At 60.5% G+C, this 20,423-nt stretch carries 16 protein-coding genes; 12 read left to right on the top strand and 4 right to left on the bottom strand.

The features are described 5' to 3' along the window. Positions 1 to 109: 109 nt before the first annotated feature. The 10 genes from pheT (at position 110) to J4862_RS03880 (ending at position 11,185) form a co-directional block, all read left to right on the top strand. Complete coding sequence (gene pheT / locus J4862_RS03835) at positions 110 to 2,584, top strand: phenylalanine--tRNA ligase subunit beta (protein WP_211789413.1); 2,475 nt, start codon at positions 110 to 112, stop codon at positions 2,582 to 2,584. A gap of 43 nt (positions 2,585 to 2,627) precedes the next feature. Then, on the top strand, positions 2,628 to 3,356 hold the full coding sequence (locus J4862_RS03840; protein WP_211789414.1) for a YebC/PmpR family DNA-binding transcriptional regulator: 729 nt from the start codon (positions 2,628 to 2,630) through the stop codon (positions 3,354 to 3,356). A 453-nt stretch (positions 3,357 to 3,809) separates the two neighbouring features. Further along, on the top strand, positions 3,810 to 5,144 hold the full coding sequence (locus J4862_RS03845) for a glucose-6-phosphate isomerase (RefSeq protein ID WP_211789415.1): 1,335 nt from the start codon (positions 3,810 to 3,812) through the stop codon (positions 5,142 to 5,144). Positions 5,145 to 5,157: 13 nt separating this feature from the next. After that, positions 5,158 to 5,772 (top strand): DUF4290 domain-containing protein, encoded by a 615-nt coding sequence (locus J4862_RS03850; RefSeq protein WP_249107450.1) that lies wholly within the window; start codon positions 5,158 to 5,160, stop codon positions 5,770 to 5,772. Between the two features lie 33 nt (positions 5,773 to 5,805). Beyond that, on the top strand, positions 5,806 to 7,116 hold the full coding sequence (gene murA, locus J4862_RS03855; RefSeq protein WP_211789416.1) for a UDP-N-acetylglucosamine 1-carboxyvinyltransferase: 1,311 nt from the start codon (positions 5,806 to 5,808) through the stop codon (positions 7,114 to 7,116). A gap of 10 nt (positions 7,117 to 7,126) precedes the next feature. Further along, the gene (locus tag J4862_RS03860) at positions 7,127 to 7,663 is read left to right on the top strand and encodes a ribosome maturation factor RimM (protein ID WP_211789417.1); all 537 of its coding nucleotides are present in this window, start codon (positions 7,127 to 7,129) and stop codon (positions 7,661 to 7,663) included. A 7-nt stretch (positions 7,664 to 7,670) separates the two neighbouring features. Beyond that, positions 7,671 to 8,363: a CPBP family intramembrane glutamic endopeptidase gene (locus J4862_RS03865; RefSeq protein WP_211789418.1), complete on the top strand. Its 693-nt coding sequence runs from the start codon at positions 7,671 to 7,673 to the stop codon at positions 8,361 to 8,363. An 18-nt stretch (positions 8,364 to 8,381) separates the two neighbouring features. After that, positions 8,382 to 9,740: a dihydroorotase gene (locus J4862_RS03870; RefSeq protein ID WP_211789419.1), complete on the top strand. Its 1,359-nt coding sequence runs from the start codon at positions 8,382 to 8,384 to the stop codon at positions 9,738 to 9,740. A gap of 25 nt (positions 9,741 to 9,765) precedes the next feature. Next, positions 9,766 to 10,314, top strand: coding sequence for an exonuclease domain-containing protein (locus J4862_RS03875; RefSeq protein WP_211789420.1), 549 nt, complete (start codon positions 9,766 to 9,768; stop codon positions 10,312 to 10,314). A gap of 181 nt (positions 10,315 to 10,495) precedes the next feature. After that, on the top strand, positions 10,496 to 11,185 hold the full coding sequence (locus J4862_RS03880; RefSeq protein WP_211789421.1) for a YjjG family noncanonical pyrimidine nucleotidase: 690 nt from the start codon (positions 10,496 to 10,498) through the stop codon (positions 11,183 to 11,185). A 433-nt stretch (positions 11,186 to 11,618) separates the two neighbouring features. Here J4862_RS03880 and J4862_RS03885 read toward each other — a convergent pair whose 3' ends face one another. The 4 genes from J4862_RS03885 to J4862_RS03900 form a co-directional block, all read right to left on the bottom strand. Beyond that, the gene (locus tag J4862_RS03885; protein WP_211789422.1) at positions 11,619 to 13,835 is read right to left on the bottom strand and encodes a beta-N-acetylglucosaminidase domain-containing protein; all 2,217 of its coding nucleotides are present in this window, start codon (positions 13,833 to 13,835) and stop codon (positions 11,619 to 11,621) included. A 47-nt stretch (positions 13,836 to 13,882) separates the two neighbouring features. Then, a complete protein-coding gene (locus J4862_RS03890; RefSeq protein WP_249107451.1) occupies positions 13,883 to 15,070 on the bottom strand; it encodes an AAA family ATPase in 1,188 nt (395 codons plus the stop codon). Positions 15,071 to 15,386: 316 nt separating this feature from the next. Beyond that, on the bottom strand, positions 15,387 to 15,551 hold the full coding sequence (locus tag J4862_RS03895) for a hypothetical protein (protein WP_211789423.1): 165 nt from the start codon (positions 15,549 to 15,551) through the stop codon (positions 15,387 to 15,389). Between the two features lie 217 nt (positions 15,552 to 15,768). Further along, a complete protein-coding gene (locus J4862_RS03900; protein ID WP_211789424.1) occupies positions 15,769 to 17,934 on the bottom strand; it encodes a polyribonucleotide nucleotidyltransferase in 2,166 nt (721 codons plus the stop codon). 698 nt (positions 17,935 to 18,632) lie between these two features. Between J4862_RS03900 and meaB the strand changes: the two genes are divergently transcribed. Next, positions 18,633 to 19,790, top strand: a complete 1,158-nt coding sequence (gene meaB / locus J4862_RS03905) for a methylmalonyl Co-A mutase-associated GTPase MeaB (protein WP_249107452.1) — start codon at positions 18,633 to 18,635, stop codon at positions 19,788 to 19,790. A 126-nt stretch (positions 19,791 to 19,916) separates the two neighbouring features. Further along, on the top strand, positions 19,917 to 20,189 hold the full coding sequence (locus J4862_RS03910; protein ID WP_211789425.1) for an HU family DNA-binding protein: 273 nt from the start codon (positions 19,917 to 19,919) through the stop codon (positions 20,187 to 20,189). The last annotated feature ends 234 nt before the right edge of the window (positions 20,190 to 20,423 follow it).

Raw genomic sequence — 20,423 nt, forward strand, 5'->3', positions numbered from 1 at the left:
CACAGCTTCGGCAGCGGCACTCCGCTAGTCTTTGGCGCTTTTCGTACATTTGCATTCACAAATCATAACCATAGGGCGCATCCGTGCCTATACAATAGACAAGCGAACGATGAATATATCCTACGACCTGCTACGCTCCTATGTGGCTACCGATCTGAGCCCCGAGGGAGTAGCAGAGGCGCTCACCTCGATCGGCCTTGAGACCGGTGGTATCGAGGAGGTAGAGTCCATCCCTGGCGGCCTGAAGGGGCTGGTGCTGGGGAAGGTGCTGACCTGCGTCGAGCACGAGAACTCCGACCACCTCCACGTCACGACCGTCGATGTAGGGGACGAGGAGCCCCTGCAGATCGTCTGCGGAGCGCCTAACGTAGCCGCAGGCAAGGGCGTCGTCGTAGCTACCATCGGCACGGTGCTGCCCGCAGGAGAAGAGAGCTTCACCATCAAGAAGGGCAAGATACGCGGCGTCGAGAGCTACGGCATGCTCTGCAGCGAGGTAGAGATAGGCGTAGGCACAGACAACTCGGGGATCATCCTCCTCGAGACTGACAGCATCACCCCAGGGACGCCCGCGGCGAGCCACTACGGCGTCAGCTCGGACTACATCCTCGAGGTAGACATCACCCCCAACCGCGTAGACGCCACCTCGCACTACGGCGTAGCACGCGATCTGGCTGCCTACCTGACGCAGCAGACGGGCTCTGTAGTCAGCGCTCAGCTCCCCGAGCTCAGCGCCTCTCCCAAGGCTGGCAGCTGCCCCCTACCCGTCTCGGTCCAAGTCCCCAGCACGCTCTGCCCCCGCTTCCAAGGGCTCGTTATCCGCGGCCTCAAGGTCGGGGAGAGCCCCAAGTGGCTGCGCCAGACGCTGGAGCGCATCGGGCTGAAGCCCATCAACGTCGTGGTAGACGTCACCAACTTCGTCCTGCACGAATACGGACAGCCCCTACACGCCTACGATCTCTCTAAGGTCGGGGCTGGGCTACGCGTCAAGCTCGCCGAGGAGCAGAAGATGACGCTCCTCGACAAGAGCGAAGGCCAGCTAAGCGGACAGGACCTCGTGATCGCCTCCACCGACGGGACGCCGCTCTGCGTGGCGGGTGTCATGGGAGGGCTCGACTCGGGCACTACGGAGCAGACGACGGAGATCTTCCTCGAGGCAGCGAACTTCAACGCCAGCTCCGTACGCAAGACGGCACGACGCCTTGGCCTAAATACCGACTCCTCCTTCCGCTTCGAGCGCGGGCTCGACCCCGAGCGCACGACCTGGGCGCTGCTGCGTGCTGCGAGCCTCATCCTCGAGCTCTGCCCCGGCAGCAGCATCGACGGCGGCCTCTTCGACCACTATCCCGAGCCCAGCGAGCCCTATGCGGTGACGCTGGACCTGGGGTACATGCACCGCCTCATCGGGCAGGAGATCCCCGAGTCTGACGTAGCCCGCATCCTCGCCAGCCTCGAGATTGAGGTCACCGAGCGCCAGGGCAAGCTCTGGTCGCTGCGTGTACCCCGCTACCGCGTCGACGTCACGCGCCCCAGCGACGTCGTCGAGGAGATCCTCCGCATCTATGGCTACAACCGCATCGAGCTGAGTGGCTACATCCATGCCAACCTCAGCCCTAAGGGCGCCGTCGACCGCTCCTACAGTCGCAAGCTCCTCCTCTCGGAGCAGCTGACGGGCGCGGGCTTCAACGAGCTGCTCAATAACTCCCTCTCCTCCGAAGCCTACTACGAGGGCCTCACGAGCTACCCTGCCGAGCGCCTCGTACGCCTGGTGAATCCGCTCAGCGGCGAGCTGAACGTGATGCGCCAGACGCTGCTCTTCGGCGGACTGGCGGCCATCAGCCGCAATCTACGCCGCCAGCAGCGCAGCTTCTACTACTATGAGTGGGGCAACTGCTACGAGGCCGCACCCGAGCAGACCAAGTCCGACGCGACGACCCTGGCAGGCTATCGCGAGCGTCAGACGCTGGGCCTATGGGTCGCAGGAGAGCGTGTCACGGGCAGCTGGGCACACCCTGACGAGGCAGCCTCCCCCTTCGAGCTCAAGGCACAGGTAGAGCATATCTTCGAGCGCCTAGGCATCGCCCTCTCCGGGATCAAGACGAGCTTCGTCGAGCGCGATATCTTCGCTGGCCCCGGCTACGCCTATAGCACCTATGAGGGCAAGGAACTCGTCGTCCTCGGGCAGGTACATCCACGCCTCGTCGCCGCATGGGACATCGAGCTACCCGTATACTTCGCCTCGGTCGACTGGGAGCAGATCAATCGACTCGCCGAGCGGGTCAAGCTCGAGGCCAAGGAGCTGGCGAAGTACCCCATCGTCAAGCGTGACCTTTCCCTCCTCATCGACAGCAAGACGACCTTCGCCGAGCTCGAGCAGGCTGCACGCCGCGCCGAGAAAAAGCTGCTCAGGAGCGTCAGCCTCTTCGACGTCTATGAGGGGAAGAACCTCCCCGCAGGTAAGAAGAGCTACGCCCTCTCCTTCTACCTCCAGGACACGGAGCGCACGATGAGCGACAAGCAGATCGACGCCATCATGAGCAAGATACGCAAGAGCCTCGAGGACGGCTTCGGGGCCGAGCTACGCTAGTATAAAGACTGATTGACAACACTATATTCACGACATACACATTATGGGAAGAGCATTTGAATATCGTAAGGCTCGTAAGATGAAGCGCTGGGGTAATATGGCCCGCGTCTTTACCAAGCTCGGCAAGGAAATCACCATCGCAGCTAAGGCTGGCGGTCCTGACCCCGAGACCAACCCCCGTCTACGCGTCCTGATGCAGACTGCCAAGAAGGAAAACATGCCCAAGGACAACGTAGAGCGCGCCATCAAGAAGGCGACGTCCAAGGACTTCTCCGACTACAAGGAGATGAACTACGAGGGCTATGGCCCCTTCGGTATCGCCATCTTCGTCGAGACCGCTACGGACAACACGACGCGTACCGTGGCCAACGTGCGTAGCTACTTCAACAAGTTCGGTGGCAGCCTCGGCACGACGGGTAGCCTTGAGTTCCTCTTCGAGCACAAGTGCATCTTCCACATCGTCAAGAAGGAGGGCATGGACATCGAGGAGCTGGAGCTGGAGCTGATCGACTATGGCGTCGACGAGCTGGAGGACGATGAGAACGAGATCATCCTCTACGGGGCCTTCAGCGACAACGCGCAGATCCAGGCCTATCTCGAGAGTGCTGGCTACGAGATCACCTCGGCGGAGTTCGTCCGCCTGCCCAATGACACCAAGCCTGTGACAGCTGAGCAGCGCGAGACCCTCGCCAAGCTCATCGACAAGCTCGAGGAGGATGAGGACGTGCAGAACGTCTTCACCAACATGCAGGAAGAGGAAGAAGAGGAATAGCCTCCCTCCCCTCTGACAGAAGACAAGCACCCCCAGGGAAGCCGCACGAGCTGGCTTCTCTGGGGGCGCTCACATTATGGGTTGGAGGCTGAGGCCTATAGGCTGCGCGGGGCGAGCGCCCTACCCTAGGGCATGCTGAGGGATATCAGTCAGGAGGCTGAGGGACGTCCATCACGGTGCTGAGGGGTAGCAGTCAGCCCGCCGAGGGATATCAGTGACGAGGCTGCCTCTTGCCCCTGCCCCACGCTCCCCCACAGCTGGCGGGACGGGGAGCTACGCCCTAGGATGCATCACGTGCAGACCTTGAGGCAGATATAGTCCTTTTTCGTATCTTTGCCTTAGTACGCCCTGCCCTGGCTGCTGGACGCTGACGCTGCCCCACCGGGCCGCATCTTAGTCCCCCCGAGCACCGTACAGCATATCAGCCTACTAGACATATTCAACATCGCGATAATGAACACGCTACAACTCGACCTCACGGGAATCTATCCCTTTGTATCCCAGGACACCGTCTACAGCTGGGCAGACAAGAGCAATGCCTACCAGGCCGCCCTACATGCGGGCACAGGCCTCGGCAATGACTTCCTCGGATGGATCAAGCTCCCCAGTGAGATCAGCGAGCAGGACTTCGACGCTATCGAGGCAGCCGCTCGCACGCTACAGCAGCACTGCGACTACGTCATCAGCATCGGCATCGGGGGTAGCTATCTAGGCGCCCGTGCCGTCATCGAGGCTCTGAGCCCCAGCTTCGCCCCCAAGACAGACGCCCCCCAGGTGATCTTCGCTGGGCACAATATCGGCGAGGACTACCTGAGCGAGCTCGTCAGCTTCCTCCGCGGCAAGCGCTTCGGCATCATCAATATCTCCAAGAGCGGCACCACTACGGAGCCCGCCATCGCCTTCCGCATCCTCAAGGCGCTCCTAGAGGAGCAGGTCGGCAAGGAGGCCGCTCGTGAGCGTATCATCGCCGTCACGGACAAGGCTAAGGGCGCCCTGCGCAGCCTCGCCACCCAGGAGGGCTACCAGACCTTCGTCATCCCCGACGACATCGGCGGCCGCTTCTCCGTACTGACCCCCGTAGGGCTGCTGCCCATCGCCGTAGCAGGCTTCGACATCCGCGAGCTCGTACGTGGCGCTCGGGATATGTCCGCCCTCGTAGGGGAGGATGTAGCCTTCGAGCAGAACCTCTCCGCCCTCTATGCCGCTGCCCGCAACAGCCTCTACCAGGCAGGCAAAAAGATCGAGATCCTCGGTAACTACCACCCCAAGCTGCACTACATCGGTGAGTGGTGGAAGCAGCTCTACGGCGAGAGCGAGGGCAAGGACGGTAAGGGCATCTTCAACGCCTCGGTAGACTTCTCCGCCGACCTGCACTCCATGGGCCAGTGGATCCAGGAGGGCGAGCGTAACATCTTCGAGACGATCATCAGCATCGCCCAGCCCGACAGCGAGCTGCGCATTGCCCCAGATGCAGAGAACCTCGATGGGCTCAACTATCTAGCGGGCAAGCGCGTCGACGAGGTCAATAAGATGGCCGAGCTCGGCGTACGTATGGCACACATGGACGGCGGCGTGCCCAACATCCGCATCACTCTCCCTCAGCTCAACGCCTACTACATCGGCCAGCTCTTCTACTTCTTCGAGAAGGCTGTCGGCATCAGTGGCTACATGCTCGAGGTGAACCCCTTCAACCAGCCCGGCGTAGAGGCGTACAAGAAGAACATGTTTGCCCTCCTCGAGAAGCCCGGCTATGAGGAGGCTACCCAGGCCATCAAGGCACGCCTCTAATCCACTTACCTCAATGAGTATAGGATACAACAACCAGCTCCCCGAGATCATCATGCCTGAGTATGGTCGCAATATTCAGAACATGGTCGAGTACTGCAAGGGGCTCACGGATCGCGACGAGCGCAATCGCTGCGCCCACGAGATCGTCCGTGCTATGGCTGCCCTCGCCCCTGAGAAGGAACAGGGCTTCGGCCGCGAGACCATCTACTGGGACCACCTGGCGATCATTGCTGACTTCGAGCTCGACGTAGACTATCCCGAGGGCACGATCACGCGTGAGAAGATCGACCTCAAGGCCGACAAGCCCGAGTACCCAGGGGCCGAGATCAAGTACCGCTACTACGGCCGCTTCATCGAGGGTATGATCCAGAAGGTCTGCGCCATGGAGCTCGGCCCCGAGCGAGCAGCCGCCGAGTACTTCATCGCCCTGCAGATGAAGCGCGACTACATGACTTGGAACCAGGGCAACGTCGAGGACTTGAAGATCTTCAAGGACCTCTTCGAGCTCTCCGACGGACAGATCCTCCTGACGCCCGAGAACTGCAAGCTCAACATCAACCCCAACACTATTGACCGCCCTGGCAAGCTCCAGAAGCCACTCAATAGTAAGAAGGGCAAGAAACGCTAACTACGTACACATATACTCTAGCAACACTAGCGCATGGCATCATACGTCATCGAGGGCGGCTACTCCCTACAGGGGAGCATACGCCCCCAGGGCGCCAAGAACGAGGCCCTACAGATCATCTCCTCTGTCCTGCTCACCCCCGAGCTCGTCACGATCCACAACATCCCGAACATACTGGATGTGAACAACCTCATCGACCTGCTACGGCAGATCGGGGTGAAGGTCAGCCGGCTCAACGACGAGGGCAGCTACAGCTTCCAGGCAGACGAGATCAGCATCGACTACCTACATAGTGAGGAGTTCCTCAATCGTAGCCGTGCCCTGCGTGGCTCCATCCTGATGGCAGGTGCCCTCCTAGGACGCTTCGGCTATGCGCTCTTCCCCAAGCCCGGGGGCGACAAGATCGGCCGCCGTCGTCTGGACACGCACCTGATAGGCTTCCAGGAGCTGGGCGCTAGCTGCCGCTACGACAGTGACAAGCAGAGCTACGTGCTGGAGGCCAGCCAGCTCAAGGGTAAGTACATGCTCCTCGACGAGGCCTCCGTGACGGGTACAGCCAATATCCTGATGGCCGCCGTACTAGCCGAGGGCACGACGACGATCTACAATGCCGCCTGTGAGCCCTACCTGCAGCAGCTCTCCAAGCTGCTGGTGCGCATGGGTGCCCATATCGAGGGCATAGGCTCCAACCGCCTCACCATCGAGGGCGTCAAGGAGCTGCACGGCGCCGAGCACACCATGCTCCCCGACATGATCGAGATCGGTAGCTTCATCGGCATGGCCGCCATGACGAACTCCGAGCTACGTATCACCGACGTCAGCATCCCCGACCTCGGGATCATCCCGCAGGCCTTCCGCCGCCTCGGGATCACCATCGAGGAGCAGGGCGACGACCTCTTCATCCCCCGCCACCCCAACGGCTACGAGATCGACACCTTCATGGACGGCTCGATCCTTACCGTGGCGGATGCTCCTTGGCCAGGGCTGACGCCTGACCTCCTCAGCGTCTTCCTCGTCACCGCCACGCAGGCTAAGGGAAGCGTACTGATCCATCAGAAGATGTTCGAGAGCCGTCTCTTCTTCGTCGACAAGCTCATCGACATGGGCGCTCAGATCATGCTCTGCGACCCCCACCGCGCTGTGGTCATCGGCCTCGGGCAGTCGCACCGCCTGCGCGCCTCTACGATGGCCTCGCCCGACATCCGTGCTGGGATCGCGCTCCTCATCGCTGCGATGAGCGCCGAGGGGACAAGTGTCATCAACAACATCGAGCAGATCGACCGAGGCTATCAGGATATCGCAGGCCGCCTCAACGCCCTCGGCGCACGTATCTCTCGCCTATAGCCCCGCTCCTATGCTGGATAAGGCAGACTTCGAGCCCATAGGCCGTCTCGGCCGCACACACGGCATCGGTGGCGAGCTCAGTGCCAAGCTCTCGGTAGACCTCAGCGTCCTTTGGGAGGAGGACGAGCGACTCTTCCTCTTCCTCGAGGAGCAGGAGCTGCTCATCCCCTACCGAGTGCGCAGCCTGCGCGCCAAGACCGATGAGCTCGACCTCATCGCCTTCATGGACGTCATGACCAAGGAGGCGGCCGAGGCGCTCGTGGGGCGTGAGCTGTGGCTGGAGCGTGCCTACCTCGACCACGACGAGGCGGAGGCCGTCCTCGGCCTAGAGCACTACGTCGGCTTCGAACTCTACGAAGCGGACTCGGGGCAGTACCTAGGACGCATCACGGACGTCGACGACAGCACGCTGAACGTACTGATGCGGGTCGAGACGCCCCTCGGGGACGAACTCGTACTGCCCATCGCCGAGGAGCTCGTCAGTGAGGTGAAGCTCGCCGAGCACCAGCTCTACCTACAGGTTCCCCAGGGCCTGCTTGATCTCTAGCTAGGGTATGATGACCGGGACGAACACGCAGCTCAAGGCGGGCATCTATACACTGCTGACGCTCTTCGCGCTCTTCCTGCTGGTCCAGCTGCTGCTGGGAGCCCTCTACATGCTCGTCTCTCCAGGGGCGCTCAGCAGCCCCTCCTCACTCGAGCCTTTGCTCCTCATCACAGGCCTCTCCTTCATCACGCCGCTGCTCCTGCTTCCGCAGGGGCGAGCGGCGTTCGCTTTACTACGCCTCCCTCGACTGAGCCGCAGGAAGCTCGGGCATTGCCTCCTCGCCTCGGCCGCTATCCTCGCGCTGGCCTTCGCCGTCGATGAGCTGGAGTTTCGCCTCTTCTCCTGGCTGGGCTGGGAGCTCAAGGACGAAGCGACGGAGCTTATATGCCAGGCGATCAACTCTGGCACGCCTAGGCTAAAGCTGATCCCCTACATATCCCTCCTCCCCGCCTTCGCCGAGGAACTCTTCTTCCGCGGAGCCGTACAGGGTACCCTAGAGCGCCTAGCTCCCAAGCGGCCACGGCTGGTCTGGGGACTGACGTCGGTACTCTTCGCCCTCATGCACCTGAGCATCCTCGGCTTTGTCACACGCTCCCTCCTCGGCTATGGCTTCAGCTATCTATGCAGCAGGACGCACAGCCTCTGGCCAGGGATCGCCCTACACGCGCTCAACAACCTCATCGTACTATACCTACTCTAGCCCAACGCCCCCAAGCTCATGACTACATTACTACAGAATGCCCTGATCATCAACGAAGGGTGCAGCTATACCGCCAGCCTCCTCATCCGCGACAGCCTCATCGCAGCCATCTACGAGGGGGAGCACAGCTACCCCGAGGCGCTGGAGCGTGAGGTGGACGAAGTGATGGACTGCACGGGGCTATGGCTCCTACCAGGCTGCATCGACGATCAGGTACACTTCCGCGAGCCGGGGCTGACGCACAAGGCGACCATCGAGAGCGAGAGCCGCGCTGCGCTGGCAGGCGGCACGACCTCTTTCATGGAGATGCCCAATACCAATCCCACCACCACCACCCTCGAGGCCTGGCAGTGGAAGATGGAGCGCGCTGCCGAGAGCTCCTGGGCCAACTACTCCTTTTTCTTCGGCGGGAGCAACGACAATGCCGACGAGCTCCGACGCATCGACCGCCGCCACACGCCAGGGGTCAAGCTCTTCCTCGGCTCCTCGACGGGCAACATGCTCGTAGACGATCCCAAGACGCTGGAGCGTATCTTCGGGGAGACGGACCTCGTGATCGCGGCGCACTGCGAGCGCGAGGAGATCATCCGTGCCAACCGCCAGCACTACCTCGATACCGTGGGGGCCGAAGGCCTCGACGTGCGCTACCACCCCCTGATCCGTAGCGAGGAGGCCTGCTACCGCTCCTCGAGCGAAGCGGTAGCACTAGCCACACGCCTCGGCAGCCGCCTACACATCCTGCATATCTCCACAGCACGCGAGCTCTCACTCTTCAGAAACGACCTCCCGCTCTCCGAGAAGCGCATCACCGCCGAGGCCTGTGTGCACCACCTCGTCTTCTCCGATAGAGACTACGAGCACCTAGGCAATCGCATCAAGTGGAACCCCGCCGTCAAGCGCCTAGAGGACCGCGAGGCCCTACGTGCCGCCGTGGCCTCGGGGCTCATAGATGTCGTCGCTACGGACCATGCCCCCCACCTCCTGAGCGAGAAGGAGGGCAACTGCCTCACGGCTGCCAGCGGGGGGCCGCTGACGCAGCACGCACTCGTCGCCATGCTCGATCTAGCGGCCGAAGGGCTCTTCAGCCGTGAGCTCGTCGTCGAGCGCATGGCACATGCCCCAGCGCGGCTCTTCGACGTCGACCGCCGCGGCTTCGTCCGAGAGGGCTACTTCGCCGACCTCGTGCTGGTGGATCCGCAGCGCCCCACCCTGGTCACACCAGCCTCCATCCTCTCCAAGTGCGGCTGGTCGCCCTTCGAGGGGCATAGCTTCGGGCACAGCATCGCGGCCACCTTCGTCAACGGCTGCTGTGCCTGGCGCGGGGGCGAGCTCTCTCAGGAGCGCCCCGAGGCACATGCCTTGACCTTCAACCACTGACCTTAGAGCCCCATCCCGATATACCATGTCCACACTCCCTCGCATCCCCTGCCGCGCGCTACGTCCTGGCGAGCGCCTGCAGGACTTCGTCGCCTTCGACTTCGAGACGGCGACCTACCAGCAGATGCCTTGCTCGCTAGGCATCACCCACGTCGTCCATGGGCAGATCCGATCCAGCTTCTCCCAGCTTATCCAGCCCCCAGAGAACCGCTTCGATGAGGCGCTGACGAGGATCCACGGCATACGCCCCGAGCATACCAAGGACGCCCTCGAGTGGCCTGCCCTCTGGCACATCCTCGCACCCTACTTCGAGTCGCACCTGCCGCTGGTGGCGCACAACGCCCCTTTTGACCTCGGCGTCCTCACCAAGGCCTGCCTCCACTACGAGCTGACGCCACCGAGCCTCGACCTCGTCTACTGCACCTACAAGACGACCAAGATCCGCCTGGCGAAGTGGATCGCCCACCTCAACCTCCGTGAGGAGGATCACCACGAGGCGGCCTTTGACTCCAAGGTCTGCGCGCTCCTCGCTCTGGAGTACCAGCGCGACCCCAGCCTAGGCGGACTCATCTAGCTAGGCTAAGGCTGCCTAAGGCCTGCCTTGCTCGACTAACTAAGTCCCCCACGTCTAGTCTCAGAGGCTGGACGTGGGGGACTGCTTCGCTAGCTATAGCGAACAATAAGCCACACAAGCTATTATATAGTAGTAAGGCGCTAAGTAGAGCGTCCTGATACGCAACTCTAAGAACGATTCAATGCAACACGCTAAGCGCTACAAGGCGCTACTCCTCGACGTAGACAATACGCTACTGTCCTTCCGCCCCTCCTCCGAGGCCGCCCTTAGGAAGGCCTTCCAGATCCATCACCTGCCCTACGAGGACGTCTACTACGAAGTCTTCTACTGGGTGGGCGAAGTGCTGTGGGAGCAGCAGCGACGGGAGCGTCTGTCGGTCGATGAGATACGCACGCTGATCTTCCCCCGACTCCTCTCCGCCATCGGGATAGAGGCCGACGGGAATGCGCTTAGTGATACCTTCCACCTCCAGCTACACGAGGAGGCCGTGCCCGAGCCTGGTGCCGTCGAGACGATCGCCAAGCTCAGCGAGCGCTACCAGCTCTACGTGGCCTCCAATGGCGTCCTAGAGATGCAGCGCTCACGCCTCGAGATCGCAGGACTAGCGAACTACTTCACCGACCTCTTTGTCTCAGACGACATCGGTGCGGAGAAGCCCTCGGAGCGCTTCTTCCACGAGGCAATGCGCCGCAGCAAGACTGAGCCCAGGGAACTCCTCTTCGTGGGGGATAGCATCGAGGCCGATATGATAGGCGCTGCCCGCTCGGGGATCGACCGCTGCTGGTACAATCCGCAGCAGCTCACTGCCCCTGCCCGCCCCAAGCTCAACTACACCATCACCGCCCTGAGCGAACTGCCGCGTATCCTCTAGGCATAGGGCTGAGGCTCCCTCAGGGATATCCATCAGAGCGCTGAGGGACGTCCGTGGCGCGCCCCAGGGATATCAGTCAGCCCCCTGAGGGATAGCCTTCACAGAGCTAAGCTAAGGCAGTCGCCTTGCTGCGCTCCTTAGCAGCCTATCCTAAGGCACTCGGGCTGGATGCTAGAGGCTTCGTGCTGAGCGCTACAGCCGTAGGGAGGCGAGGTCGGCTAGACTGAGCCCCTTGACCTGCTCTGCCTGATGCCCAAGGAAGCGCACAGACCTAGCATAGCCCGCCTAAGCCTTCCCTGCGGGTGAAGCGATAGCGCTGCCTCAGCGCCTCGTGCACCCTAGAAAAGAATAGACCAGAGCCCCAGCACTCCCCCACCGTACGATGAAGGGGAGCGCTGGGGCTCCGGTCTATTGCTAAGCTAAGCCTGGGAACTTAGCGCTGCGGGACGAACTCGAAGATATAGTCCTCGGGGCGTGCCTCGCGTCGGTAGTGGATGCGTAGCTTGCCCTCCTTAGTGACGGCCCACATGTAGCCGAGCTTATCGAGGGAGTTCTGCAGAGCGAAGTGACCCTGAGCGTCCTTATGCAGGGTGAAGCACTCCTTCGTCAGGTCGGCCTGCTGCAGGAGCTTGAAGTCCGTAGTCACGATACGCTGATCCTGAGCCGAGCGCATGGTGTAGCGCCCCGCCGCATTGTCGTAGCTGAGCAGCCAGAGCTGACGCTGAGGATTGATGCTATCGAGCTCGGCGACGATCTGAAGGCCCTGCTTGGGATCCATGCTGTTGGAGAGATAGCCACCTGCTACACGGATGAGGTACTTGCCCTCCTCAAGGGGAGGCTGAGGCAGCAGCTGTGCCTGGTAGCCGAAGCCCTTACGGTAGTCGGCATAGAGCTCACGCTTGAGTTGTGCAAGGAAGGGGGCGAGCACCGCATCGGCTGGCTTGGGGAAGGGGGCGTTGATCGAGCCCTTGAAGTCACGCGAGCGGATGGCACCCTGCAGGGCCTCCAGCACCTGCAGCTGCTTGAAGCGCTCGATGAAGCCCGTGCTGTCCTTAGCCGCGAGGAGGCGCTGCATGTCGATCAGCACCTTGCCCTGACGTGCCATGTACTGGTAGACCTCGAGCCAAGGCTTGAGCTCCTCCTGCATGTCCGCATTGTGCTTGTCTGCCAGTAGCGTCGCTGCATCCTGCTCCATACGATCGAAGTGCTGCCCCAGGGCCTGACGCAGCTCGTCCGTCACCGAGCCCGCACTATAGGCAGCCTTGTACTGCTCTACGATGGGGCGTAGGTCTAGGGACTCCCCCTCGATGCGGAAGCGGTGACCATTCGTCCCTGGGTCGACATTATCCAGCGCGAAGCGGCGGAAGGCCTCCGTATTCTTGGGATAGAGGTAGCGCGTAGCCTCACGCCAAGAGCGATCGGCATCGTAGTCCTGCATATTCCACAGGTAATCCGCTACGGCGAAGACACCCACCTTAGAGGCCTCGGCGTACTCCATGGGGTTGGAGACAAAGCCGCTGAAGAGTGGAGCCAGGTCCTGCTCGTTGCCCTTCATCGGCCCGAGTAGCAGGTGGTCGACGGCGAAGTCAGAGACGGGATAGTTCAGCCATACGTAGCCCTTGCGGCGTATGCGGCTATTGACGTACTCCATCGTCTTACGGTCGATCATCGTCACCACGGTCTTCCCCGTCCACATGATATGGATCTCGGGATCCATCGTCTGCCCCAGGATGTCGAGGTAGCCACCGCGTGCCCAGGCTTGGTTGTACTGCGTGGGGCAGAGGATGAGCGACTTGACCTGCATCCCTGCATTTGGGAAGTAGCGCCACAGGTAGTTGAGGAGCTCAGCCTGGTGGCGTGCGCTCTCATCATCGGCACTGATGTCGTCGAAGAAGACCGCGAAGGAGCGCACCCCGAGGCGATATATGTCCTCCAGCTTGCGCACGACGGCCTGTCTGTCCTCCTCCGTCCACTTGATGTCTAGCCCCGGATGGATCGCCCAGACGAACTGCACGCCGCGGGCGTGGGCTGCCTGGACGAGCTCCGCGATGCGCTGACGCTCTCCCTCGGGGTACAGCTCACGCCACTTCTCTCTGTGGTAGCGGTCGTCCTTAGGCCCATAGATATAGGTATTGAGCTTGGTGTCGCCGTAGAAGCGGAACTGCTCGAGGCGATTGCGGTGGCTGTAGGGATTGCCGTAGAAGCCCTCAACGACGCCACGCAGGGCCACGTCTGGCCAGTCGGTGATGGTTGTGGCCTTGAGGCGGGGCTGGTGTAGCAGCTGGCGTAGCGTCTGCAGTCCATAGTAGAGACCGACCGAGTCCACGCCTGCCAGCGTGATGCCCTGAGGCTTGACCTCCAGGTAGTAGCCCTCGGCCTGCGCGGGGAGCTTAGCCGCGACAGAGGCTACCGCCGCATCCCCCTTGACCCCTAGACGAAGGCGAGCCTGAGCGAAGATACGCCGCTGCTGCCCGATGTAGGGCATCGTGAGCGTATCGAGCGTGCTGCTGAGGCGGCGCATGATGGGGGTAGAGACACGCACCTGAGACGAGGCTGTCGTCATCTGCTGCGGCTTCGGGAAGAGCTCGGACTCGGCCGAGAGGAGCGTAGCGCTGCTGAGCGCTAGTGCGATGCTAAGTAGTGTACGCATAGATGGTAGTTGATTAGGGATAGGCTTATGATGGTATGAGGCATCGATCAGTAGAGGAAGCCGAAGAGCCACACGGGGATGCTCTTATCACGGGTGAAGTCCCCTTGGCGCAGGGCGTAGTGGCGGTCGCTACGGTAGCGCCCCTCTAGGCTGTCCTCGATCTGCAGGAGCCAGTGGCCGTCGATCTCAAAGAGGGAGCGGGCCCCGCGAGGCGAGAGGCGGAAGTCATGCTCCTTGCTCAGCTGATTGAAGACGAAAGTACGCAGGTGCTCCCCACGGTCGGGGTGCTCGGGCTGCAGCACTTGGTAGAGGTTGGGATTGCCTAGGTAGACCTGCGAAGGACGACGCAGCTCGCTGTCGTCCTGCTTGAAGACGGGACGCAGCACACGGGCATCCGCGAGGTAGCGGATGTAGTTCATCACCGTGAGGCGAGAGGTCTCGATCGCGGCCGCGAGCTGGGAGACATTGAGCGCTGTGTGTGGGGGCTGCTGCGCCAGCAGGTAGATGAGCTTGCGCAGCTTGTAGAGGAGGCGCTGCTCCAGCTGCTTGATGAAGAGGAGATCCACCTCAAGGGTCATGTTGAGCGTCTTCAGCAGGTTCTCCGAGTAGAGACGGGGCTCGAGGTGGAAGGGATAGTAGCCGTACTCGAGGTAGCGCTCCAGCCAGAGGTCGGGGTTGAGCGTGCGGGCAAGCTCTGCCACCAGCTCCTGGGGACGCGTCATGACGTCCTCTAGGCTCACCGCAGGCAGGGCGATACCGCTGTCCAGCTGGATGAATTCTCGTAGCGAGAAGCCCGCTAGATGGTAGATGGCTGCTAGGCGTGCCAGCTCGGGGTCGTCCTCCTCGAGGTTCATCACCGCCGAGGCCGTGAAGATGATCCGTAGCTCGGGATGGCGATGGTAGCACTGCTTGAACTCCTCCGTCCAGTTGGGATACTTGAACACCTGGTCTAGGAGCAACGTGCGCCCACCTTGCTCCACGAAGCTATCGACGAAGCTCCCGAGGGAGTCAACCGTAAAGCAGAACTGGTTGAGGTTGATGTAAAGACACTCCCGCGAGGTCGGGGCATAGTGCCGACGGGCGTAATCGAGCAGGAAGGTGGTCTTCCCTACTCCACGTGACCCACGTATCCCGATGATACGCTGGCTCCAGTCAATCTCCTCCATGAGCGAGCGCTGCAGCCCCCGACGGGTATGCCTCAGCAGGTACTCATGCGTGCGGTATAAATGATCCACTCGGTCTTAAAGCATTAGCATCTAGTACTACGGCTCATCCCTGACCCTTGAGGGAGCAGACTGAAAAGCCGACAAGACAAAAATACGCCTTTCCCCCCGAATAACCAGTACTTGCCGCTCTTTATCGTGACAGCTGCCTCCAAGCCTCCCTCTCCCCCGCTACAGAAGGCTGCTCCTCCCCTAGGGGCAAGGCCGCCTCAGAGCATACTAAGGTGACCCCAGCGGGAAGGCAAGACCTCCCTCAAACGCAGAGAGGCCACCCAGCTGAGCTGGGTAGCCTCTCCCTATACCTTTCTACAGATCTTACTACAAGCGCCTAAGCCTTCTTCGACATCACGATGTGACCGAGGTAGCCAAGGACTACGAGCACGAGCCCGATGCCAAGGTAGGTATTAGCGTTCTCTACCTGATCAGTGAAGTAAGTGAAGATCTGGAGCAAGGCTCCGATGAGCATAACGATGATGCCGAGATACTGCTTCATAAACGTCTCTGTGTATTATGTTGATTACTTATTCTATACCTGCAAAGTACGCAATAATTTGCCAAATAACGAAATCCTCCCGCTGCCCCAGGGGGCCCCCTAGGCTATCCCTTTAGTTCTAAGGGCACTAGAGGGTCGATATAAGGGAGGCGCCTGGGGCTGACTGCTTGCAGCCCCAGGCGCCTGGCCTAGGATAATCCAATCGTGTCGCGGGCGACTAGCGAGGACGACGCTCGGGACGAGGACGACGCTCGGGCTCCTTGTAGCCCTCGGGTTTCTCGAGGAGGGCGCGGCGACTGAGCTTGAACTTGCCCGTCTTCTGGTCCACGTCGATCAGCTTGATCTCGATGGGCTGACCAGCCTCAAGGCCCGTCTCCTCGATGGTCTCATAGCGCTTCCAGTCGATCTCGGAGATGTGGAGGAGACCATCCTTACCGGGGAGGAACTCGACGAAGCAGCCATAGGGCATCACGGAGCTGATCTTACCCTGATACACCTCGCCTACCTCAGGCATAGCGACGATGCCCTTGATCAGAGCTACGGCCGTGTCGATAGCTTCCTTGTTAGAGGCGCTGATCTCTACGACGCCCACACCATCGACCTCGTCGATGCTGATGGAGGCACCGCTCTTCTCCTGCATACCCTGGATGACCTTACCACCAGGGCCGATGACAGCACCGATGAATTCCTTACCGATGCGCAGCGTGACGATGCGTGGAGCGTGGGGCTTGAGGTCATCGCGGGTCTCAGGCTGAGCCTCCATGATCTTACCGAGGATGTGCAGGCGACCCTCTCGAGCCTGAGCCAGTGCACGCTCGAGGATCTCGTAGCTGAGGCCATCGACCTTGATGTCCATCTGCGTGGCGGTGATCCCGTCAGCCGTACCCGTTACCTTGAAGTCCATATCCCCGAGGTGGTCCTCATCGCCGAGGATGTCGGAGAGGATGGCATAGTTCGTACCCTTATTCTCGGAGATCAGCCCCATCGCGATACCCGATACGGGCTTAGCCAGAGGCACCCCAGCATCACGCAGGGCAAGCGTACCGGCGCAGACCGTAGCCATGGAGGAGGAGCCATTGGACTCGAGGATATCCGATACGACGCGTACGACGTAGGGGTAGTCCTTGGGCAGCATGCGCTTGAGGGCGCGGTGTGCGAGGTTCCCGTGACCGATCTCACGACGACCTACACCACGCTGTGGGCGAGCGTCACCCGTGGAGAAGGGAGGGAAGTTATAGTGCAGCAGGAAGCGCTCCTTGCCGTAGTTGAGCACGTCATCGACGAGCTTCTCATCGCTCTTGGTACCGAGCGTAACAGTCGTCAGTGACTGCGTCTCACCGCGGGTGAAGACAGCCGAACCGTGGGGACCTGGGAGGTAGTCAGTCTCGATCCAGATGGGGCGGATCTCCGTCGTCTTACGACCATCGAGACGCTTGCCCTCATCGAGGATAGCGCGACGCATAGCTTCCTTCTCTACGTCGTGGTAGTAGCGAGCGATCAGCGGAGCCTTGGTCTCGAGTTCCTCTTCGGTAAACTTAGCCTTGTACTCCTCGACGATTGCTTCGAAGGCCTCAGCACGAGCGTGCTTGTCCGTGCCCGAGATGGCGACAGCATAGGCCTTGCTGTAGCAGGAGTCATGGACGTCCTTGCGCAGCTCCTCGTCGTTCTCCTCGTGGCAATAGGTGCGCTTGACGAGCTTGCCTACTGCTTCGCTGAGCTCGAGCTGAGCCTGGCACTGTACCTTGATGGCTTCGTGGGCAGCCTTGATAGCCTCGAGCATCTCGGCCTCCTGGACCTCCTGCATCTCCCCCTCGACCATCATGATGTTGTCCAGCGTAGCACCGACCATCAGCTCGATGTCGGCACGCTCTAGCTGCTCGAAGGTGGGGTTGATGATGAGCTCGCCATCAACGCGCGCTACGCGCACCTCACTGATGGGGCCATTGAAGGGAATGTCGGATACAGCCAATGCAGCAGAGGCAGCGAGCCCAGCCAGTGCATCCGGCATATCTACCCCGTCGGTAGAGAAGAGGATGACGTTGACGAAGACCTCTGCATGGTAGTCATCTGGGAAGAGGGGACGTAGTGCACGGTCGACGAGGCGGCAGGTCAGGATCTCATAGTCCGAAGCCTTGCCTTCACGGCGCGTGAAGCCTCCAGGGAAGCGACCAAAGGCGGCGTACTTCTCCTTGTACTCCACCTGCAGGGGCATGAAGTCTACCCCGGGGTTGGCGTCCTTGGCGGCGCATACGGTAGCTAGCAGGACGGTGTTCCCCATGCGTAGGGTAACAGCACCGTCAGCCTGCTTGGCTAGCTTGCCTGTCTCGATGACGATCTCTCTGCCATCGGGAAGGATGATTGTCTTGCTAATTGGCTGTAGCATTTTATACTTACTTGAATGATATAGTCCTTGAAAAGTCGGGGACAAAGGTAGTCAAATTAACGCTATTCGCCCTACTCCACCTCATAGATCAGACTAATTAGGCTCACAAAGGTGCTCTGTGAAGGCTCAGAACGCCCCTGACAGCGGGGGCCAAGCCTAGCCCTCCCGCTCGTCGTGCACTCCACGTAACAGCAAGCGAACGAGCTAGCTACAAAAGATGAGAGCCAAGGGATCAAGGGTAAAAGCAAAGCCCCAGCCTCCTTGCTGTGCCTGCAAGCCTTAGGCGAAGCGCTCAGCCCACGCTGCACACAAAAACTCCGCGAGGGCGCTTAGCCCAGAATTCCTTCCAAGGGGGAGCTAGGCTGAGGGATATCCCTCAAGGCGCTGACTGACGCTCCTCAGCGAACTGACTGGCGTCCATCAAGAGGCTGACTGATATCCCTCAGAGCCGCCCGCCTTAGCTTGGTTTATCTCAGGACACAACTCGGAGCACCCCAACTCGGACGCTAAGCCCTAAGTCCTACCTACATAATAAGGTAGCGAGCCACCCATATAAAGGTAGCGAGCACACATGACGCAGCGAGCTACGAAGGTAGCCGCACAAGGACTCAAGGCTTTTCCTTATCTTTGATGGAGAGGGAACTGGATGCAGTTCGCCTATACATCAGTCACACATCACAAAAGCTATAGAGCGCCCTATGGATATCAACGAAGAACGGCTGCACCATCCTGAGAACGACCCCGCCTACCTCGGGCTCAAGGTCAACGAGGGGGTGAGTGCCAAGCCCATGATCAACCCCAACCTACGCCGCGTAGCACGACGCAACTATACCGTAGATGAGTATGTCGAGGGTATCCTGCAGTCGGATATCACCTGCCTCAGCCAGGCCGTGACCCTCGTCGAGAGCAATCGCCCCGAACATCAGGCCATAGCACAGCAGATCATCGAGCGCTGCCTCCCCTACTCGGGCAAGTCCATGCGTATAGGCATCACAGGGGTTCCTGGGGCGGGTAAGAGTACCTCGATCGACAGCTTCGGGATGCATCTCGTCAAGCAGGGACGCCGCCTGGCGGTCCTCGCCATCGACCCCAGCAGTGAGCGCTCGGGCGGGAGTATCCTCGGGGACAAGACGCGCATGGAGCAGCTCTCCCGCGAGAAGAATGCCTTCATCCGCCCGAGCCCCACGGCTGGATCACTGGGCGGCGTAGCGCGCAAGACCCGCGAGACGATCATCCTGTGCGAGGCTGCGGGCTTCGACACGATCTTTGTAGAGACCGTCGGGGTCGGTCAGAGCGAGACGGCCGTACACTCGATGGTAGACTTCTTCCTCCTCATCCAGCTCGCTGGGACGGGGGATGAGCTCCAGGGGATCAAGCGCGGCATCATGGAGATGGCCGATGCCATCGTCATCAACAAGGCCGATGGCGACAACATCGACAAGGCCAACCTCGCGGCCACCCACTTCCGCAACGCCCTGCACCTCTTTCCCCCCACGGAGTCGGGCTGGCGTCCGCGCGTGCTAACTTACTCGGGCTTCTACGCCCTCGGCATCAAGGAGATCTGGGACATGATCGATGAGTACCGCCACTTCGCCATGGACTCGGGCTACTACCACGAGAAGCGTCAGCGTCAGGCCAAGTGGTGGATGTACGAGAGTATCAACGAAGCGCTGCGCAGCTCCTTCTACCTCAATGAGGAGGTGAAGGCCCTGCGCCCCCAGGTCGAGCAGCAGGTGCTGGGCGACGAGCTCTCTTCCTTCATCGGCGCACAGCGATTGCTGGAGTGCTACTTCGCCTCCCTCGGTGCACGCAAGAGCTACCTACGGAGCTCAGCTAGGAGCTACCTAGGCATATAGCACTACGAGACGGGGAGTGCCCCTAAGAGCACTCCCCGACCGCTATCTATTGCCTATCCAAAGAATTGCTGTATATTTGCACGGCAAAAAAAGGAAGAATTCATATCATATAACAACCCATCGACTATGACGAAAGCAGAAGTGGTGAGCGACATCGCTAAGACTACAGGTATAGATAAGGAGACCACGCTGGCTGTTGTAGAGGCCTTCATGGACTCAGTGAAGGAGTCCCTAGTGCGTGGCGAGAATGTCTACCTCCGTGGCTTCGGTAGCTTCATCATCAAGGAGCGTGCAGAGAAGACGGCTCGTAACATCTCACAGAAGACTACGATCATCATCCCCAAGCGCCGTATCCCTGCCTTCAAGCCCTCTAAGCTCTTTGCCTCCAAGGTGAAGTAGCCCACTAGACCAAGCTCAGATCATCACATAATCATATAATAAGAACAGCTATGCCAAGCGGAAAGAAAAGAAAGCGCCATAAGATGGCTACGCACAAGCGTAAGAAGAGACTGAAGAAGAACAGACATAAGAAGAAGAAATAATGTCTTGTACGAGGGGACTGGATCAGCTTGCGAGCTCGCTCCGTCCCCTCGTGCGCTTCTTAGCACTCCCTCTTACTCACCATTTATAACA

It is taken from the genome of Porphyromonas sp. oral taxon 275 (assembly GCF_018127745.1).
In the GTDB taxonomy this organism is placed as follows: domain Bacteria; phylum Bacteroidota; class Bacteroidia; order Bacteroidales; family Porphyromonadaceae; genus Porphyromonas.

Coding starts and splice junctions, on each gene's coding strand:
- J4862_RS03900 (WP_211789424.1), bottom strand. CDS start 17,934: ATGCTACAGCCAATTAGCAAGACAATCATCCTTCCCGATGGCAGAGAG.
- J4862_RS03845 (WP_211789415.1), top strand. CDS start 3,810: ATGAACACGCTACAACTCGACCTCACGGGAATCTATCCCTTTGTATCC.
- meaB (WP_249107452.1), top strand. CDS start 18,633: ATGGATATCAACGAAGAACGGCTGCACCATCCTGAGAACGACCCCGCC.
- J4862_RS03860 (WP_211789417.1), top strand. CDS start 7,127: ATGCTGGATAAGGCAGACTTCGAGCCCATAGGCCGTCTCGGCCGCACA.
- J4862_RS03910 (WP_211789425.1), top strand. CDS start 19,917: ATGACGAAAGCAGAAGTGGTGAGCGACATCGCTAAGACTACAGGTATA.
- J4862_RS03895 (WP_211789423.1), bottom strand. CDS start 15,551: ATGAAGCAGTATCTCGGCATCATCGTTATGCTCATCGGAGCCTTGCTC.
- J4862_RS03850 (WP_249107450.1), top strand. CDS start 5,158: ATGAGTATAGGATACAACAACCAGCTCCCCGAGATCATCATGCCTGAG.
- J4862_RS03875 (WP_211789420.1), top strand. CDS start 9,766: ATGTCCACACTCCCTCGCATCCCCTGCCGCGCGCTACGTCCTGGCGAG.
- pheT (WP_211789413.1), top strand. CDS start 110: ATGAATATATCCTACGACCTGCTACGCTCCTATGTGGCTACCGATCTG.
- J4862_RS03880 (WP_211789421.1), top strand. CDS start 10,496: ATGCAACACGCTAAGCGCTACAAGGCGCTACTCCTCGACGTAGACAAT.
- J4862_RS03865 (WP_211789418.1), top strand. CDS start 7,671: ATGATGACCGGGACGAACACGCAGCTCAAGGCGGGCATCTATACACTG.
- J4862_RS03840 (WP_211789414.1), top strand. CDS start 2,628: ATGGGAAGAGCATTTGAATATCGTAAGGCTCGTAAGATGAAGCGCTGG.
- J4862_RS03870 (WP_211789419.1), top strand. CDS start 8,382: ATGACTACATTACTACAGAATGCCCTGATCATCAACGAAGGGTGCAGC.
- murA (WP_211789416.1), top strand. CDS start 5,806: ATGGCATCATACGTCATCGAGGGCGGCTACTCCCTACAGGGGAGCATA.
- J4862_RS03885 (WP_211789422.1), bottom strand. CDS start 13,835: ATGCGTACACTACTTAGCATCGCACTAGCGCTCAGCAGCGCTACGCTC.